Below are 17,839 nucleotides of genomic sequence, written 5' to 3' on the forward strand. Positions count from 1 at the left end.
TGGGGTTGGGTTGGTCTCAGTAGATCTCGAACAATCCCGCCGCGCCCATGCCGCCGCCGATGCACATGGTGACGACCGCGCGCTTCGCGCCGCGCCGCCGCCCTTCGAGCAGGGCGTGGCCCGTCATGCGCGCGCCCGACATGCCGAACGGATGCCCCATCGCGATCGCGCCGCCGTCGACGTTGAGCCGCTCCTGCGGGATGCCGAGCCGGTCGCGGCAGTAGAGCACCTGGCAGGCGAAGGCCTCGTTGAGTTCCCACAGGTCGATGTCGTCGACCGTCAGCCCGTTGCGTTCGAGCAGCTTCGGCACCGCGAAGACCGGGCCGATCCCCATCTCCTCGGGCGCGCAGCCGGCGACCGCGAGCCCGCGCAGCGCGCCGAGCGGCGTCAGGCCGAGCTTCGCCGCGACGCTCGCCTCCATCAGCAGGCAAGCGGCGGCGCCGTCCGACAACTGGCTCGAATTGCCGGCGGTGATGTGCTTGCCCTCGGCGATCACCTCGCCGCCCGAGAAGACCGGCTTCAGCGACGCCAGCCCTTCGAGCGTGGTGTCGCCGCGCGCGCCCTCGTCGCGGTCGAGGGTGACGCGGCGGGTGCTGGTCTCGCCGGTCGCCTTGTCGGTCACCAGCATGTCGGTGGCGAGCGGCGCGATCTCCTCGGCGAAGCGGCCGGCGGCGTGCGCCGCGGCGGTGCGCTGCTGGCTCGACAGCGAATATTCGTCCTGCGCCGCGCGGCTGACGCCGTAGCGCTCGGCGACGATCTCGGCCGTCTCGATCATCGGCATGTACATGTGCGGCGACGCGGCGATCGCGGCCTGGGAGCGGGCGCGATAGGCATTCTTGTGCTTGTTCTGGGTCAGGCTGATCGACTCGGTGCCCGCGCCGACCGCGACGTCCATCCCGTCGAACATGATCTGCCGCGCGGCGATGGCGATCGCCATCAGCCCCGACGAGCATTGCCGGTCGACCGTCATCCCCGCGACGCTGTCGGGAAGCCCCGCGACCGCCGCCGACAGCCGGCCGAGATTATAGCCCTGGGTGCCCTGCTGCGCGGCGCAGCCCATGATCACGTCCTCGACCATCGCCGGGTCGATCCCGGCGCGGGCGACGACCTCGCGGACGACATGGCCGCCCAGCACCGGCGCCTCGGTGTCGTTGAACGCGCCGCGAAAGGCCTTGCCGATCGGGGTGCGCGCGGTGGAAACGATGACGGCTTCACGCATGGGGGGTGGCCTCCGGATAATAGCGGCTGATCGTGTCGATGACGCAGGCGGGCTTGGTCTCGCCCTCGATCTCGACGGTGATGCGGACGGTGCTCTGGATCGCGCCCTTGATCTCCTCGACCCCGACGATCTCGCCGGTCCCGCGCACGCGGCTGCCGGTGCGGACGGGATTGAGGAAGCGGAGCCGGTCGGCGCCGACATTGACGCCCATCGAGAAGCCACGGACGTCGATCATCTGCGGCAGGAAATAATTGACCAGGCTCATCGTCAGATAACCGTGCGCGATCGTTCCGCCGAACGGCCCCTCGGCCGCGCGGACCGGATCGACATGGATCCACTGATGGTCGCCGGTCGCATCGGCGAAGCGGTCGACGCGCGCCTGGTCGATGGTGAGCCAGTCGGTCGGGCCGAGCGCCGTCCCCTCGCGGCCGAGCAGCGCGCCCGGCGTCTCGATGACGAGCGCGCTCATGCCTGCTGGCTCGACACGGAGAGGACCTCGCCGGTCATGTAGGACGACAGGTCGGAGGCGAGGAACAGCATGACGTTCGCCACCTCCCACGGCTCGGCCGCGCGGCCGAACGCCTCCTTGCCGACCAGTTCCTCGAGCAGGCCGGGCGGCGTCACCTTGCTGAGCGCCGGATGCATCGCGAAGCTCGGCGCGACCGCGTTGATGCGGACGCCATGCTCGGCCGCCTCGAGCGCCGAGCAGCGGGTGAAGGCCATCACCCCCGCCTTGGCGGCGGCATAATGCGATTGCAGCTTCTGCGCCCGCCAGCCGAGCACCGAGGCGTTGTTGACGATCGCCCCGCGCTGCCGCCCGTACATGTGCGGCAGGATCGCGCGGGTCATGCGGAAGACGCTGTTGAGCGTCACGTCGATCACCCGGAACCACTGGTCGTCGGTCATCTCGACGACCGGCGCGTTGCCGCCGAGGCCGGCATTGTTGACCAGCACGTCGACAGAACCGAGCCGGTCGATCGCGGCGGCGACGAGCGCCTGGACCTGCTCCTCCTGCGTCACGTCGCAGGCGAAGGTCTCGGGACGCGGCAGGCCGAGCGCGGCGATGCGGTCGGCGGTCTCGCCTAGCCGCCGCTCGTGCATGTCGGACAGCATCAGGGTCGCCCCCTCCTCCGCCGCGCGCTGCGCCAATGCGCCGCCGATGCCGCTGCCGGCGGCGGCGGTGATCAGCATGGTCTTGCCCGCCATCATGTTGGACGGGCGCGGATATTCGGGTGCGGGACGCGCCAATTCTCTCTCCTATCCGATATCGCCGCGCGGCTCGCGCGGCAGGCCGAGCGCGCGCTCGGCGATGATGTTGCGCTGGATCTGGTTGGTGCCGCCGTAGATCGTGTCGGCGCGGCTGTAGAGGAACAGGGTCGACAGCTCGCCGAAGCCGTAGTCGGGGCCCTCCCCGATCTCGCCGGCGATGCCGAGCACGTCGATCGCCAGTTCGCCGAGGCTGCGGCGCCAGCTCGCCCACTGGATCTTGTAGGTGAGCGCGGCCGCCCCATTGCCATTGCCCTCCGCGCCGCCGGTTCCGCTGCTCAGCATCCGCAGCGCGCCGTAGCGCATCAGCCGCAGGCCGATCTCGGCCTTGGCGATGCGCTGCCGGATCAGCGGGTCGCGCGCCGCGCCGTTCGTCTTCGCCGCGCGGATCACCGCGTCGAGCTCGTTGCGGAAGCCCATCTGCTGGGCGAGCGTCGACACGCCCCGCTCGAAGCCGAGCAGCGCCATCGCCACCTGCCAGCCCTGGCCGGGTTCGCCCAGGATGTTGGCGGCGGCGGTGCGCGCGCCGTCGAAGAAGGTCTCGTTGAACTCGGCGTCGCCGGTGATCTGCCGGATCGGCCGCACGGTGACGCCGGGCTGGTCGATCGGCACGAGCAGGAAGCTCAGCCCCTTGGGGCCCTTCGATCCCGGCTCGGTGCGGGCGACGACGAATATCCAGTCGGAAAATTGGGCGAGGCTGGTCCAGACCTTCTGCCCCTCGATCACCCAGTCGCCGCCGTCGCGCCAAGCGCGGGTACGGACATTGGCGAGGTCGGAGCCGGCATTGGGTTCCGAATAGCCCTGGCACCAGAGCTGCTCGCCGCGCGCGATCGGCGGCAGCAGGCGGGCCTTCTGCTCGTCGCTGCCGAAGGCGAGGATGGTCGGCCCGGCAAGCTCGACGCCGATATGGTTGAGCCGGGGCGGCGCGCCCGCCCGGGCATATTCCTCGGCGAAGATCACCTGCTCGGCGAGCGTCGCGTCACGGCCGCCATAGGCCTCGGGCCAGCCGATGCAGCCCCAGCGCGCCTCGCCCAGCCGCCGCTCCCACGCCCGCCGCCGATCGGGCGCGGCGGTGAGGCTGGTGATGCCGCGCAGGTCGGCGAACGGGCCCGACAGCTCGGCCTGCAGCCAGGCCGCCGCCTCGGCGCGGAACGCCTCTTCCTCGGGAGAGAAACCGAGTTTCATCAGGCCGCCTCGTCCAAACAGCTTCCATCCAGTCCGACGAGCACGGCGATGCGCTCGCGGTGCCATTCGGGCGTGCCGAGCAGGGTCGCGTCGGACTGGGCCCGCTTGAAGAACAGATGCGCGTCATGCTCCCAGGTGAAGCCGATGCCGCCGTGGAGCTGGATCATGTTGCCCGCGCAGAAGCGATAGGTGTCGGCCGCCAGCGCCTTGGCGGCGTGCGCGGCGAGCAGCGCGTCGGGCGCCCCCTCGTCGGCCGCGCAGGCCGCCCAGTAGACCGCCGAACGGGCCTGCTCGATCTCGACCATCATGTCGGCGAGACGATGCTTGATCGCCTGGAAGCTGCCGATCGCCCGGCCGAACTGGACCCGCTCCTTCGCATAGGCGACGGTGCGGTCGAGGCAGGCCTGCGCGCCGCCCAGCGCATCGGCCGCCAGCGCGATCCAGCCGGCGCGCGTCGCCGCGTCGATCGCGGCCGGGCCGTCGGCGAGCAGCTCGACCGCGGCGCCGTCCGCGTCGATGCAGGCATAAGGCCGGGTCTGGTCCATCGAGGTGCAGGGGGCCACGACGGCGGCATCGCGCGACAGCAGCGCGACGCCGCCCTCCGCCGCGATCACGAACAGGTCGGCGACCGCGCCGTGGGGGACATGGTCGATCCGTCCGTGAAGCCTGCCGCCGTCGATCCGACCGCCCTCGCCAAAGCTGCCGATCAGCTCGCCCGAGGCAAGCTTCGGCAGCCAGCGCGCGCGCTGGTCGGCGGTCCCGCCCGCGACCAGCGCCCGCGCCGCGAGGGCGGTCGAAAGCAGGGGAAGCGCCGCGACCTGATGGCCGGCCGCTTCCGCGACGATCGCGGACTCGATCTGGCCGAGCCCGCTCCCGCCACAGTCCTCCGGCAGGGCGAGCCCGACGAGGCCCAGCTCCTGCGCGGCCGAGCGCCACAGCTCGGCGTCATGGCCGTGCGCCGTCTCCATCGCCGCGCGCGTCCGCTCGCTCGTCGCCTGCTCGGCGAAGAAGGACCGGACGGTCTCGGCGATCATCGCCTGCTCGTCGGAGAAGCTGAACCGCATGGCCAGTCAGCTACCCCACACCTTGCGCGGGGCCTTGCGCTGCGCCAGCAGGCCGGCGACGACGGGGCCGAGTTCGGCCGGGTTCCAGCGCGCCTGCTGCTCGGCCGTCGGGCCGAGGTCCCAGCCGTCCTCGATCGAGATGCGCCCGCCTTCCAGTTCGAAGACGCAGCCGGTGACGTCGCGCGACTGGACCGATCCCAGCCACACTACGGTCGGCGCGATATTGTCCGGGTCCTGCGCGTCGAAGCCGCTCTCGACCTTCGCCATCTTCTCGGCGAAGGCGCCCTCGGTCATGCGGGTGCGCGCGGCGGGGGCGAGCGCGTTGGCGGTGATCCCGTAACGGCCCAGCTCGGCCGCCTGGACCAGGGTCAGCGCGGCGATGCCGCCCTTCGCGGTCGAATAGGCCGCCTGCGCCATCGATCCCTGGAGGCCGGCGTTGCTGGTGGTGTTGATGATCCGCGCGTCGACGGGGTTGCCCGCCTTCTGCTGCGCGCGCCAATAGTCAACCGCGTGGCGGCTGACGCAGAAATGGCCGCGCAGGTGGACGTGCATCGTCGCGTCCCATTCCTCGAGCGTCGCCGAGACGAACATGCGGTCGCGGACGATGCCGGCATTGTTCACCACCACGTCGAGCCCGCCGAAGCTGTCGATCGCGGTGCGGACGATCCGGCCCGCCGCGTCCCAGTCGGTGATGTCGTCATAATTGGCGACCGCCTGGCCGCCGGCGGCGCGGATCTCCTCGACCACCGCGTCGGCGGCCGATGTGTCGCGCCCCTCGCCGTGCAGGCTGGTGCCGATGTCGTTGACGACGACGTTCGCCCCTTCGCGGGCGAAGGCCAGCGCATAGGATTTGCCGAGGCCGCGCGCGGCGCCGGTGATGATGACGGTGCGGTCCTGGCAGATGCCGGCCATGGTCGATGTCCTCCTGTGGATGTTTCCGCGTCGATCAGAGCCGTTCGAGGATGGTGACGTTGGCCTGGCCGCCGCCCTCGCACATCGTCTGGAGCGCGTAGCGCCCGCCGCGCCGTTCGAGCTCGGCCAGCATCGTCGTCATGATCCGGGCGCCGGTCGCGCCGAGCGGATGGCCGAGCGCGATCGCGCCGCCGTTGACGTTGACCCGGTCGTGCGGGATGCCCAGCTCCTTCATCCAGGCGAGCACGACGCTGGCGAACGCCTCGTTGCATTCGAACAGGTCGATGTCCTCGATCCGCATCCCCGCCTTCGCCAGCGCGTGGCGGGTCGCGGGAATCGGCGCGGTCAGCATCCACACCGGATCGTCGGCGCGCACCGACAGATGGTGGATGCGCGCGCGCGGCTTCAGCCCATGCTCCCTGACCGCGCGCTCCGACGCGACGAGCAGCGCCGCCGCGCCGTCCGCCGTCTGGCTCGACACCGCCGCGGTCAGCCGGCCGCCCTCGATCAGCGGGGCGAGCGCCGCCATCTTCTCCAGCGAGGTCTCGCGCGGGGTCTCGTCATGGGCGACGTCGCCCACCGCCACGATCTCGCGGTCGAACCGGCCCTGCGCCCGCGCGTCGATCGCGCGCTGGTGGCTGGCGAGCGCGAAATGCTCCATGTCCTCGCGGCTGATCGACCATTTCTCGGCGATCATCTCGGCCGAGCGGAACTGGCTGACCTCCTGGTCGCCATAGCGCGCCTTCCATCCGGGCGAGGTCGAGAAGGGATCGGGGAAGCCGTAGCTCTGCCCCGCCCACATCGCCGCCGAGATCGGGATCGCATTCATGTTCTGGACGCCGCCCGCGACGACGAGGTCCTGGGTGCCGCTCATCACCCCCTGCGCGGCGAAATGGACCGCCTGCTGCGCCGATCCGCACTGCCGGTCGATCGTCACGCCGGGGACGTGCTCGGGCAGGCCCGCGACCACCCAGCAGCTCCGCGCGATGTCGCCCGCCTGGCTGCCGATCGTGTCGCAGCAGCCGAACACGACATCGTCGACCGCGCCGGGATCGACGCCGGTGCGGCGCATCAGCTCGGCCATGACATGGCCGCCGAGATCGGCGGAGTGGACGCCGGCGAGTCCGCCCTTCTTGCGGCCTACCGGGGTGCGGACGGCGTCGATGATATAGGCTTCGGCCATGGTGGTTTCCTCAAGCAAAGCTGTGCGCGGGGCCGATCGGCAGCGATCCGCCGATCACGGCCGCGTCGATGCGGGCAAGGTGGAAGGCGCGATCGCCCCAGGCGCCGGCGAGCGCCCAGGCGCGCTTCATCCAGAAGTGGAGATCGACCTCATAGGTGTAGCCCATCGCGCCATGGACCTGGATCGCGGCCTCTCCGACCGACCAGGCGAGGTCGGCGGCGGCGAGCTTGGCGTGGCTGACATGGACCGGCGCGCTGGCCAGCCCCTGTTCGAGCGCGAGCGCGGCGCGCAGCAGCAGCGGCCGCGCGAACTCGATCGCCACCGCCGCGCTGGCTAGGTGGTGCTTGACCGCCTGGAAGGAGCCGATCGGCTGGCCGAACTGGGTCCGGATCTTGGCGTAATCGGTCGCCTGGGCGAGCATCGCCTCGGCGAGGCCGATGCCCTGCGCGGCGGCGAACAGCCCGGCATGGTCGAGCAGCGCGTCGGACGCGCCGACGTCGTCGCCCTTCGCGGCGACCGGCGCCTGAAGGCGGCGCAGCGGATCGACGCTGTCGAGCGCCTCGCCCCGCGCCGGAGCGGCGTCGAGCAGCAGGCGCCCGTCGCGCTCGGCGATCAGATGGGTGGCGCCGTCGATGTCGGCGACCCAACCGTTGACGGGATGCTGGAGCGCGACCCGCGCGTCGCCGGTCGCGATCGCGCCGAGCAGCGCCTCCTGCCCGCCCGCCGCGATCAGCAGCGGGACCGCGACGAAGGCGTCGTCGACCAGCGGCTCGGCCACCGCCGCCCGGCCCAGCTCGACCGCGATCAGCGCCGCGTCGACCAGCGACAGGCCGAGCCCGCCCTGCGCCTCGGGCACCAGCAGGCCGCGCAGGCCCATCTCGGTCAGGCCCCGGCGCAGCTCGTCGGAGCGCGCCGAGCCGTCGGCGTCCAGCGCGCGCAGCCGTTCGACGCCGTGCACGCCGGCCAGATAGTCGCGGACGCTGTCGACCAGCGCGGCGCGGTCCTCGGTGATGCGGAAATCCATGCGATTATCTCGGCAGGCCGAGCAGCCGCTCGGCGATGATGTTGCGCTGGATCTCGTTCGACCCGGCATAGATCGGCCCGGCGAGCGAGAAGATATAGCCTTCGAGCCAGTCGTTGGCGCGGTCGCCCGCCAACTGGCGGAGCTCGGCGGTGGCGCCGAGCAACTGCATCGCGGTGCGGTGCATCGCCCGGTCCAGCTCGGACCAGAAGATCTTGTTGAGGCTCGCCTCGGCGCCGATATGGCCGCCCGCCATGATCTTCGAGGCGACGGCATAGGTGTTGTAGGCATAGGCCTGCGCCCCCATCCAGGCGGCGAGCACCTGCTCGCGCGCGGCGGGCGAGGCGCGGTCCCGATGCTCGCGGAACAGCGCGACCAGCCGCGCCGCCGCCGCCTGGAAGCGCGCCGGGCTGCGCAGCATCAGCCCGCGCTCGAAGCCGGCGGTGGCCATCGCCACGTTCCAGCCCTCGCCCTCGGCGGCGATGCGGTTCTCGACCGGCACCCGCACCTCGTCGAAGAACAGCTCGGCGAAGCCGGGATCGCCGTGGAACTGGCGGATCGGCCGGCGGGTGATGCCGGGGGTGTTCAGGTCGAACAGGATGAAGCTCAGCCCCTTGTGCCGCTTCGACTCCGGATCGGTGCGGAACAGGCCGAAGCCCCAGTCGGCGAAGCTGGCGCGCGAGGACCAGGTCTTCTGCCCGCTGATCACATAATGGTCGCCGTCGCGGACCGCGCGGGTCTTGATCGCGGCCATGTCCGATCCGGCATTGGGCTCCGACCAGGCCTGCGCCCAGATCACCTCGCCCTTCGCCATCGGCGTCAGGAAGCGGGCCTTCTGCTCGTCGGTGCCATATTCCATGATCGTCGGACCGAGCAGGAAGATGCCGTTCTGGTTGACCCGGAGCGGCGCCTGCGCGCGATAATATTCCTCCTCGAAGATCAGCCACTGGATCAGGTCGAGCCCGCGCCCGCCATAGGCTTCGGGCCAGGTGACCATGCCCCAATTGCCCTCGGCCAGCCGGCGCTCCCAGGCGACGTGCTGGTGATAGCCCTCCTCGCGTTCGAGGGTGACGAGCGGACGGGCGGGGACGTTCGCCGCCATCCAGTCGCGCACCTCGGCGCGAAAGGCCTGCTGTTCAGGGGTGTAGGCGAGCTCCATCAGAATTTCGCCGCCTCGCCGGTCTGGACGAAGGCGTCGCGCGACGCCTGGCTGTCCTCGTGCATGTACATCTCGAAGGTGAAGCCCTGTTCGAAGCGATAGTCGCGATCGACGTCGCGCGGCTCGATGCCGTTCAGCGCCTGCTTGGCGATGGTCAGCGCCTTGCGGCTCTTGCCGGCGATGACGGCGCAGAAGGCGCGCGTCTCCTCGACCAGCCGGTCGGCGGGCACCACCGCCTCGACCCCGCCCAGCCGGTGCGCCTCGGCCGCCGGGATGCGGCCGCCGGTGAAGAAGGCCGCGCGCACCTTGTGGAGCGGCAGCATGCGCGACAGGTGGCTGGCGCCGCCCATCGCGCCGCGATCGATCTCGGGCAGCGAGAAATAGGCGTTGTCGGCGGCGAAGATCGTGTCGGACGCGCCGCACACGCCGATGCCCCCGCCGATCACGAAATTGTGGACCGCGGTGACGACCGGCACCTCGCAGTCGCGGATCGCCTTGAAGGTCAGATAGTTGCCGCGGTTGAGCAGCGCGATCCGCTCGGGATGCGCCTGCATCTCCTTGATGTCGACGCCGCCGCAGAAGCCACGCCCCTCGGCGCGGATCAGCACGACATGGACCGACGGGTCGCTGCCGACCTTCTGCACGATCCCCGGAATCTCGTTCCAGGTCGCGCTGTCGAAGGCGTTGACCGGCGGGTGATCGAAGATGATCTCCCCGATGCGGTCGCGGATTTCTGTACGGATCGGCATCCTCTTCTCCTCAGCCGCCGGCGAGCGCCGCGAGGCGCGCGCGCGCCTCGGCCTCGATCCGGTCGAGCAATTCGGCGCAGCTCGGCAGCGCGTCGATGCGGCCGGCGACGAGGCCGGTCGCGAGCAATCCATGGTCGATGTCGCCGTCGACCACCGCCTTCTGGATCAGCGTCGGCGCGGCGGCGGCCATCATCGCCCCGACCAGCCCGCCGTCGCCATGCGACGCCATGCCGCGCGCGGCGGACAGCAGCTCGCCGATCGACGCGCCGGTCCGGCGCTTCATCGCCAGCCCGCCCTCGATCGCGCGCATCCACAGGCCGATGCGCCCCGACCGCTCGATGCGGTCGAGCAGCGGGGTGCGCACCATCCGCTGCGGCATGCCGTCGACCTTGCGGCTGACGACGATGTCGTCGGTGCCGGCCTTCAGGTAGATCGCCTTGGCGGCGTCGGGCACCGGGCTTTCGCGGGTCAGCAGGAAGCGGGTGCCCATCGCGATCCCGGCCGCGCCATAGGCGAGCGCCGCCGCCAGGCCGCGCCCGTCGCCGAAGCCGCCCGCCGCCACCACCGGCACCTGCACGGCGTCGAGCACCTGCGGCAGCAGCACCGTCGTCGCGACCGATCCGGTATGGCCGCCGCCCTCGCCGCCCTGCACCGTGATCATGTCGCAGCCGAGCTGGACCATCTTCCGGGCATGCTTCACCGCGCCGACGGTCGGCATGCAGACGATGCCGGCGTCGCGGAAGCGGGCGATCATCTTCGCGTCGGGCCCGCGCCCGAAGCTGACCGCGCGGACCTGGTCGGCATGGGCGATGATCGTCTCGACGATCGCCGCCGCGCCCGGCTGGAACATGTGGAAGTTGACGCCGAACGGCCGCGTCGTCCGCCGCCGCACCTCGGCGATCTTCGCCGCCGCCTCGTCGGGCGTCATCACCGCCGCGCCGAGGAAGCCGAACGCCCCCGCCTCGCACGAGGCCGCGACCAGCGGCGGCTCGGCCACCCAGCCCATCGCCGTCTGGACGACGGGCAGGCGGCAGCCGAGCTTGTCGGTCAGCGCGGTCCAGAGGGGATCGCCCATCTCAGCGCTTCACGATCACCGAGGAGCCATGGCCGAACAGGCCCTGGTTAGCGGTGATGCCGACCTTCGCGCCCTCGACCTGGCGGTCGCCGCTCTGGCCGCGAAGCTGCCAGGCAAGCTCGCAGACCTGCGCCAGCGCCTGGGCGGGCACCGCCTCGCCGAAACAGGCGAGACCGCCCGAGGGGTTGATCGGGATACGCCCGCCGATCCGGGTCGCGCCGTCGCGCAGCAGCCCGGCCGCCTCGCCGCGCCCGCACAGCCGCAGGTCCTCGATCCAGTCGAGCTCGAGCGCGGTCGACAGGTCGTAGACCTCGGCCACGTCGATGTCCTCGGGGCCGATGCCGGCTTCCTCATAGGCCTTGGCCGGCAGCGCGGCGCGAAAGCTCTTCGCCGGCACCGCGACCGCGCTGTCGGTGGCGAGGTCGGGCATCTCGATGATCGCCGAGGCGAAGGTCGGCGTGACCGTCGAGATCGCGGCGATGCGCGGCGCGTCGCCCTTGCCGATGCGCTTCGCATAATCGAGGCTGGAGACGATCAGCGCCGCGCCGCCGTCCGACGTCGCGCAGACGTCCATCAGCCGCAGCGGATCGGCGACCATCGCCGAGGCGGCGACGTCCTCCATCGTGAACTTCTTGCGATAGCGCGCACGCGGATTGGTGAAGCCGTGCTCGGCATTCTTCACCTTCACCCGGGCGAAATCCTCCGGCGTGTCGCCATAGGCCTCCATCCGGCGGCGCGCGTAGAGCGCGAAATAGGTCGGGTTGGTGATGCCGACGCGGAAGCGCAGCCAGTCGGGATCGTCGGGCCGCTCGCCCTTGGCCGGCGCCAGGAAGCCCTTCGGCGTGGTGTCCGCGCCGACCACCAGCGCGACGTCGGCCTGCCCCGCCAGGATCTTGGCGCGCGCGGCGGCCAGCGCCTGCGAGCCCGAGGCGCAGGCGGCATAGCTGGTATTGACCTCCGCCCCCTGCCAGCCGAGCGCCTGGGCGAAGGTCGCGCCAGCGACATAGCCCGGATAGCCGCAGCGCATCGTCGCGCCACCCGACACGAAGCCCACGTCGCGCCACGGCACGCCCGCGTCGGCCAGCGCCTCGCGCGCGGCGGCGACGCCATATTCGACGAAGTTGCGGCCCCATTTGCCCCAGGGGTGCATGCCGACGCCGAGGATCGCGATCTCGCCGCTCATCGTGCGTCTCCCGCGATGGGACGCCATTTCCAGGTCGCCTTCTCCCCCGCCTCGCCGCTGTCGAGCAGGATGCCGGGGACCAGTTCCATCTCCATGCCGGCGCGCAGGTCCCTGACGCCGACGCCGTCGACGACCTGACCGAGCACGATCATCTGCTCGCGCTCCAGCTCGACCGCCGCGATCGCATAGGGGATGAAGGGATCGGCCGCGACATAGGGCGCGGGCGGCGTGTAGCAGGCGTCGGTGAACGACCAGAGCTTGCCGGTGCGCGACAGGCGGACCGATTCGAAGCCCTCGCTCGCGCAATCGGGGTTGCGGCAGAAGGTCGCCAGTTTCGGGAAATAATAGGTGCCGCACGCCGTGCAGCGCGAGCCGAGCAGCGCCAGCCCGTCATCCCCCATCGCGAACAGGCCGTCCACGACGGGAGCCATGCCCTGCTTGTCCAAACGCTTTCTCCCAGCATCCTCGATCGGGACAAAGCCTATGCAGGGCCGCCTTCCCCGCCCATCACCATTTGGAGGGGGAGGAGTCTTTCACCCTGTCCATCATGCCAGCGGAGGTTCGGACGCTCATCTCCGCAGATCGTCATCCTGAACTTGTTTCAGGATCCACCCGACCGCTCGGGCTGGACTGGAGACGGTGCGTCAGATCGTCGCAGGAGCCGGAAAGCAAGAGCCCAGCCTCCCGGTGGATGCTGAAACGAGTTCAGCATGACGGGGAAGGATGCGGACATGACGCCCGCTCCCCATTTGGGGGGTTCCGATCCCGCGCCCCGCGCCTACTGTGCGCGGGAAAGGGAGAGCGAAGGCGTGGCGGACGAAGGCAGGACGGCATTGATCACGGGCGGCGGCAAGGGGCTGGGCCGTGCGATCAGCAAGGCGTTGCTCGCGGAGGGATGGACGGTCGCCATCTGCGGCCGCAGCGAGCCCGAGACGCTGCCCGAGGCCGGCGGCCGCACCGCCTTCTTCGAGCCGTGCGACGTCCGCAAGCCGGACGAGATCGCGGCGCTGGTCGACCGGGTCGTCGCCCGCACCGGGCGGATCGACCTGCTCGTCAACAATGCCGGCGGATCGCCGCCGGTCCCCGCCGCCGAGGCGTCGCCCCGGTTCAGCGAGGCGATCGTCGCGCTCAACCTGCTCGGCCCGCTCCACATGGCGCGCGCCTGCCATCCGGTGATGGCGCGCCAGCCCGAGGGCGGCGTGATCGTCAACATCGCCAGCATTTCGGGCACGCGCCCGTCGCCGGGCACCGCCGCCTATGCCGCGGCCAAGGCGGGCCTGCTCAACCTCACCGACTCGCTGGCGATGGAATGGGGGCCGACGATCCGCGTCAACGCGCTCATCGTCGGCCTGCTCGACACCGGCGCGGCCGACGCCGACCATTATGGCGGGGCCGAGGGGATCGCCCGGATCAACGCCTCGCTGCCGATGAAGCGGATGGCGAAGGGCTCCGACGTCGCCGCGACCGTGATCTTCCTCGCCTCGCCCGCCGCCGCCTATCTGAGCGGGGCGCGGATCGCCATCCATGGCGGCGGCGAGCGCCCCGTCTTCCTCGACCTCGCCTCCGCGTCCTGACGCCGCCGACCACCCGTCGCCGGCCCCATCCCCGCGATTGCCAAGCCTGCCGCCCATGCGCATGATGGCGGCCGGCTTGAAGGACGAGATGGCGACCGAGCACAGCATAGCCGAGCCCGACGAACTGATCGGGCTCATCTACCGGGGTCCGCTGGAGACCACGCCCTGGCAGCAGTTCCTGGGCCGGCTGGAGGAGCGGATGGGCTGCCTCAGCGCGGGCATGGTGCTGCGCCTGAGCGGGCGCGGCCGGCCGCCGCTGCTGGTCTGGGGCCACCGCCCCGCGCTCGCCATGGGCGACGCCGACGAAGCGCGGCTCGCCCATGCCCGGCTCGGCCATCTCGATCCGCTGCGCAACGCGCTGACCAAGCCCGGCGACATCCACACGCTCGACGAGATCATGCCGCGCGACACGCTGCACGAGAACGAGTTCTACCGCCGCGTGCTCAAGCCCTACGGCGTCGAATATGCGCTGGGCATGTACATCTCCGAGCCGGGCGGCTGGGAATGCAATGTCGGCCTGGTCAACGACGAGAGCCGCGGCGACTTCGACGAGCGCGACAAGCTGATGCTGGCGCGGCTGCGGCCGCATCTCGAACAGGCGCTGACCCTCTATTCGCGCATCCAGCGCGACGGATCGGAGCTCCACGCGCTGGCCGACACGCTCGACCGGCTCACCATCTCGACGATCATCCTGTCGGGCACCGGGCGGATCGTGCGGATGAACGGCGCGGCGCAGCGGCTGGCCGAGCGCGGCGACCTGATCGTCACCGACCGCAAGGTGGTGATCCCCGACCGTGGCGAGAACAATATCTTCCAGGCGCTGGTCGGGCAGGCGATCGAGGCCTGGCGCGCCGGCGAGGCGGGCCGCTATGCCGAGGGGATGAAGATCCGCTCGGCCGAGGACGAGCATCTCGGCCTGCTGGTGCGCGGGATCGATTCGCCGACCCCCTATGTCAGCGACGCGAGCCCCGCCGTCATCCTCCACTTCGCGGGCGACACCAGCGAGCGCCCGATCGAGCGGCTCGTCACCAAGATCTTCGACCTGACCCCGGCCGAGGCGCAGCTCGCGACGCTGCTCGCCATGGGCTACAGCCTGGCGCAGGCGGCCGACCGGCTCGACCTGAAGGAAAGCACCGTCCGCACCTATTGCAAGGCGATCCTCGGCAAGGTCGGAGTCGGGCGGCAGGCCGATCTCGTCCGGCTGATCCTGCGCAGCGTGGCGGTGCTGGGCTGATACCCCCCTCCCTTGAAAGGGAGGGGGGACGCCGGTCTCCTTCCTCCCCAAATGGGGATTGTGCGAAAGCGCTCCCGCGCCGACCCTCCGCCGCAGCAGGAAACGCCGCGCAGCCGGCGATGACGGCGGGAGAGGCGCATGGCCAAGGTGGTTCCGGGCCGCGGCAAGAATCCGTCCGAACGCGGGACGGTGAAGTCGTGCGACAGGACGATCGACGTCCTCGAATATTTCGCGTCGGTGCAGGGGCCGGTGCGGACCAGCGAGGTGAGCGGCGCGCTCGGCCTGCCCAACAGCAGCATCGACGACATATTGCGGACCTTCGCGGCGCGCGGCTACCTGACCTTCAACCGGCTGTCGAAGACCTACCAGCCGTCCTACAAGATCGTCGGCACCGCCCGCGCGATCGAACGCTCCTATTTCGGCGACGGGCGGACGGCGGCGCTGATGCGCGAGCTGCGCGACGAGACGGGCGCCACCGTCTACATGACCGCCCAGAACGACTGCTGGCTGGAGACGGTCGGCGCGGTCGAGGGCTCCTGGCATTTCGACGGCGCGACGATCGATTATCGCCGCACGCTGGTCCACTACGACGATGGCGGCTGGCGGCCCGCGACCAATTTCGCCGGCATCCTGCTGGCCAGCCAGTCCAATGTCGACGTAATGGACGTCGCCGGGCGCAGCCAGAAGATCGGCATCGCCGCGCGCGGCGCGCCGACGATGGGCAAGCTGATCGAACGGGTCGGCCGCATCCGCGCGCAGGGCTATGCGCTGTGCCGGCGCAACGACACGGTCGCGGTCGAATCGATCGCCTGTCCGCTGCCGTCGGGCAGCAACGTGCCGGTCGCGATCGGCCTGATCGGCCATGATCTCAACCTGCGCGACGAGGCCCGGACCCGGCGCCTCGCCATGGGCCTGCGCCAGACGATCGCGCGCTACTGCAATTAGGCTCCGGGGTGCGCCAGCACGGTGCGGACGATGTCCTCGTAGATGTCGGCGAGGGCGTGGAGATCGGGGATCGCCACCGCCTCGTCCAGCTTGTGCATCGTCGCGTTGCACAGGCCGAACTCGACGACCGGGCAGAGCTTCGACAGGAAGCGCGCGTCGGAGGTGCCGCCGGTGGTCGACAGCTCGGGGGTCAGCCCCGTCACCTTCATGATCGCCGCCGAGATCAGCGCCGAGAAGTCGCCGGGCGGGGTGATGAAGCTCTCGCCCGAGATCACCGCGCGCAGCGTCGCGGCCGGCGCATGCTCCGCGACGGTGCGGCGGACCAGCTCGACCAGGTCGGCGCCGCGATGCTCGTCGTTGAAGCGGATGTTGAGCCGCGCCCGCGCGACGGCGGGGATGACGTTGGTCGCGGCATTGCCGACGTCGACCGTCGTGATCTCGAGGTTCGACGGCTGGAACCAGGCGTTTCCGTCGTCGAGATGGAGCGCCGCGAGCGCGTCGAGCGCCTTGACCAGCGCGGGGATCGGGTTGGCGGCGAGGTGCGGATAGGCGACATGGCCCTGCGTCCCGACATTCTCGATCCACATGTTGACCGATCCGCGCCGGCCGATCTTCACCATGTCGCCGAGCCGGTGGGTCGAGGTCGGCTCGCCGACCAGGCAAAGGTCGGGGCACAGGCCCCGCGCCTTCATCCAGTCGATCAGCGCGACGGTGCCAAAGGTGGCGGGTCCCTCCTCGTCACCGGTGATGATCAGGCTGATCGTCCCGGGATGATCGCCCAGCCGCGCGGCGGCGGCGATGAAGGCGGCGATCGCCCCCTTCATGTCGACGGCGCCGCGCCCGTAGAGCAGCTCGCCGCGGATCTCCGGCACGAAGGGATCGCTGGTCCAGCCGTCGCCGGGCGGCACCACGTCGCTATGCCCGGCAAAGGCGAAATGCGGCCCGCCCTGCCCCCGGATCGCGAACAGATTCTCGACCGGACCGTCGGGCGCCTCGCCGGCCGCGAAGCGATGGACGGTGAAGCCGATCGACTCCAGCGCCGTCGCGATCACGGCCATCGCCCCGGCGTCGGCCGGGGTCACGCTGGGACAGGCGATCAGGCGCCGGGTCAGGTCGAGGGGGTCGATCATGTTCACCACGCCGCCCGCCTAGCCTCCCCACGTCGATATGCAAAGGGGTAGAGGACACCCGATCGATCGATGCATCTCCCCCCAAAAAAACCGGACGTCATTCCCGGGAAGGCGGGAATCCACCGGGAGGCCTGGTCGTGTCCCTCTTGGTTCGGAAATCGTTCGCCGGTGGATTTCCGCCTCCGCGGGAATGACGACAAGGGGCGACTGCGACGTTCGCCCCCCTGCCTACGCCTTCTCCGCCGCGCGCTCGAACTTCTCGATCACCCAGCTCTCGCCGGCCGCGCCGCGGCTCCAGTCGACCATGAAAGGATGGTCCCAGACCGCCGCGCAATAGTCGGAGGCGAGCGAGGGGAGCGGGATCGAATAGGTGCGGAAGCGGGTGACGACCGGCGCGAACATGATGTCGACCGCGCCGAACCCGCCGAACAGATAGTCGCCGCCCTGCCCGAAGCGCCGCTTCGCCTGGTCCCAGAGCGAGGTGATGCGCCGGACGTCGGCTTCCACCTCGGGCGCGAGCGGCTCGGGCGGGTAGACATGGCGCAGGTTCATGCCGCATTGCGACCGCAGCGCCTGATAGCCGGCATGCATCTCCGACGCGATCGAGCGGGCGAAGGCGCGGGCCGCGTCGTCGGCCGGCCAGAAGCGGTCGCGGCCGACCTTGTCGGCGAGATGGTCGATGATCGCCAGGCTTTCCCACACCGGCGTGTCGCCGTCCCACAGGATCGGCACCTTGCCGTTGGACGGCGCGAATTCGGGCGTCTGCCGCCGTTCGTCCCAGCTGTCGTCGTAGAGCGGCGCGACCACCTCCCTGAACGGAAGACCCGACTGCCGCACCGCCAGCCAGCCGCGCAGCGACCAGCTCGAATAGACCTTGTTGCCGATATGGATGCTGAGCGTCATCGGGGCCTCCTGGATGGATGACCGCGCCTTTAACCGA

General features: G+C 70.7%; 18 protein-coding genes. 3 read left to right on the forward strand and 15 right to left on the reverse strand.

The features are described from left to right. Nucleotides 1-16 precede the first annotated feature (16 nt). From HRJ34_RS13585 to HRJ34_RS13645, 13 genes are read right to left on the reverse strand one after another with little or no spacing between them, the layout of a single operon-like run. On the reverse strand, nucleotides 17-1,219 hold the full coding sequence (locus HRJ34_RS13585) for an acetyl-CoA C-acyltransferase (protein ID WP_030090199.1): 1,203 nt from the start codon (nucleotides 1,217-1,219) through the stop codon (nucleotides 17-19). After that, a complete protein-coding gene (locus HRJ34_RS13590) occupies nucleotides 1,212-1,688 on the reverse strand; it encodes a MaoC family dehydratase (protein ID WP_208631504.1) in 477 nt (158 codons plus the stop codon). The genes HRJ34_RS13585 and HRJ34_RS13590 overlap by 8 nt, the downstream gene beginning before the upstream one ends. After that, nucleotides 1,685-2,467: an SDR family oxidoreductase gene (locus HRJ34_RS13595; RefSeq protein WP_012049819.1), complete on the reverse strand. Its 783-nt coding sequence runs from the start codon at nucleotides 2,465-2,467 to the stop codon at nucleotides 1,685-1,687. Before HRJ34_RS13595 ends, HRJ34_RS13590 begins: the two co-directional genes overlap by 4 nt. Before the next feature lie 9 nt (nucleotides 2,468-2,476). After that, on the reverse strand, nucleotides 2,477-3,670 hold the full coding sequence (locus tag HRJ34_RS13600) for an acyl-CoA dehydrogenase family protein (protein ID WP_208631505.1): 1,194 nt from the start codon (nucleotides 3,668-3,670) through the stop codon (nucleotides 2,477-2,479). Continuing rightward, nucleotides 3,670-4,734, reverse strand: a complete 1,065-nt coding sequence (locus HRJ34_RS13605) for an acyl-CoA dehydrogenase family protein (RefSeq protein ID WP_208631506.1) — start codon at nucleotides 4,732-4,734, stop codon at nucleotides 3,670-3,672. The genes HRJ34_RS13600 and HRJ34_RS13605 overlap by 1 nt, the downstream gene beginning before the upstream one ends. A gap of 6 nt (nucleotides 4,735-4,740) precedes the next feature. Next, complete coding sequence (locus HRJ34_RS13610; protein WP_208631507.1) at nucleotides 4,741-5,646, reverse strand: SDR family oxidoreductase; 906 nt, start codon at nucleotides 5,644-5,646, stop codon at nucleotides 4,741-4,743. 34 nt (nucleotides 5,647-5,680) lie between these two features. Next, nucleotides 5,681-6,829: an acetyl-CoA C-acetyltransferase gene (locus HRJ34_RS13615; protein ID WP_208631508.1), complete on the reverse strand. Its 1,149-nt coding sequence runs from the start codon at nucleotides 6,827-6,829 to the stop codon at nucleotides 5,681-5,683. A 10-nt stretch (nucleotides 6,830-6,839) separates the two neighbouring features. Continuing rightward, nucleotides 6,840-7,853: an acyl-CoA dehydrogenase family protein gene (locus tag HRJ34_RS13620; protein WP_208631509.1), complete on the reverse strand. Its 1,014-nt coding sequence runs from the start codon at nucleotides 7,851-7,853 to the stop codon at nucleotides 6,840-6,842. A gap of 4 nt (nucleotides 7,854-7,857) precedes the next feature. Beyond that, nucleotides 7,858-9,009: an acyl-CoA dehydrogenase family protein gene (locus tag HRJ34_RS13625; RefSeq protein ID WP_029993913.1), complete on the reverse strand. Its 1,152-nt coding sequence runs from the start codon at nucleotides 9,007-9,009 to the stop codon at nucleotides 7,858-7,860. Next, on the reverse strand, nucleotides 9,009-9,758 hold the full coding sequence (locus HRJ34_RS13630) for an enoyl-CoA hydratase family protein (RefSeq protein ID WP_016745842.1): 750 nt from the start codon (nucleotides 9,756-9,758) through the stop codon (nucleotides 9,009-9,011). The genes HRJ34_RS13625 and HRJ34_RS13630 overlap by 1 nt, the downstream gene beginning before the upstream one ends. A gap of 10 nt (nucleotides 9,759-9,768) precedes the next feature. Continuing rightward, the gene (locus tag HRJ34_RS13635; RefSeq protein ID WP_208631510.1) at nucleotides 9,769-10,833 is read right to left on the reverse strand and encodes an NAD(P)H-dependent flavin oxidoreductase; all 1,065 of its coding nucleotides are present in this window, start codon (nucleotides 10,831-10,833) and stop codon (nucleotides 9,769-9,771) included. 1 nt (nucleotide 10,834) lies between these two features. Then, nucleotides 10,835-12,016 (reverse strand): lipid-transfer protein, encoded by a 1,182-nt coding sequence (locus HRJ34_RS13640; RefSeq protein ID WP_012049810.1) that lies wholly within the window; start codon nucleotides 12,014-12,016, stop codon nucleotides 10,835-10,837. Further along, nucleotides 12,013-12,447: a Zn-ribbon domain-containing OB-fold protein gene (locus tag HRJ34_RS13645; protein WP_226948783.1), complete on the reverse strand. Its 435-nt coding sequence runs from the start codon at nucleotides 12,445-12,447 to the stop codon at nucleotides 12,013-12,015. The genes HRJ34_RS13640 and HRJ34_RS13645 overlap by 4 nt, the downstream gene beginning before the upstream one ends. A 378-nt stretch (nucleotides 12,448-12,825) precedes the next feature. Here HRJ34_RS13645 and HRJ34_RS13650 point away from each other — a divergent pair, with 378 nt between their 5' ends. The 3 genes from HRJ34_RS13650 to HRJ34_RS13660 all read left to right on the forward strand — a co-directional run bounded on the left by HRJ34_RS13650 (nucleotide 12,826) and on the right by HRJ34_RS13660 (nucleotide 15,769). Next, complete coding sequence (locus HRJ34_RS13650) at nucleotides 12,826-13,590, forward strand: SDR family oxidoreductase (RefSeq protein ID WP_226948784.1); 765 nt, start codon at nucleotides 12,826-12,828, stop codon at nucleotides 13,588-13,590. 55 nt (nucleotides 13,591-13,645) lie between these two features. After that, nucleotides 13,646-14,824, forward strand: coding sequence for a helix-turn-helix transcriptional regulator (locus HRJ34_RS13655; RefSeq protein WP_016745839.1), 1,179 nt, complete (start codon nucleotides 13,646-13,648; stop codon nucleotides 14,822-14,824). Nucleotides 14,825-14,962: 138 nt separating this feature from the next. Continuing rightward, the gene (locus tag HRJ34_RS13660) at nucleotides 14,963-15,769 is read left to right on the forward strand and encodes a helix-turn-helix domain-containing protein (protein WP_012049806.1); all 807 of its coding nucleotides are present in this window, start codon (nucleotides 14,963-14,965) and stop codon (nucleotides 15,767-15,769) included. Here HRJ34_RS13660 and dapE read toward each other — a convergent pair. Both dapE and HRJ34_RS13670 read right to left on the reverse strand, forming a co-directional pair. After that, a complete protein-coding gene (gene dapE, locus HRJ34_RS13665; protein WP_208631513.1) occupies nucleotides 15,766-16,899 on the reverse strand; it encodes a succinyl-diaminopimelate desuccinylase in 1,134 nt (377 codons plus the stop codon). The genes HRJ34_RS13660 and dapE overlap by 4 nt on opposite strands. 228 nt (nucleotides 16,900-17,127) lie before the next feature. Then, nucleotides 17,128-17,802, reverse strand: coding sequence for a glutathione S-transferase family protein (locus tag HRJ34_RS13670; RefSeq protein WP_016745836.1), 675 nt, complete (start codon nucleotides 17,800-17,802; stop codon nucleotides 17,128-17,130). Nucleotides 17,803-17,839 lie beyond the last annotated feature (37 nt).

This window comes from Rhizorhabdus wittichii (genome assembly GCF_017607425.1).
In the GTDB taxonomy this organism is placed as follows: domain Bacteria; phylum Pseudomonadota; class Alphaproteobacteria; order Sphingomonadales; family Sphingomonadaceae; genus Rhizorhabdus; species Rhizorhabdus wittichii.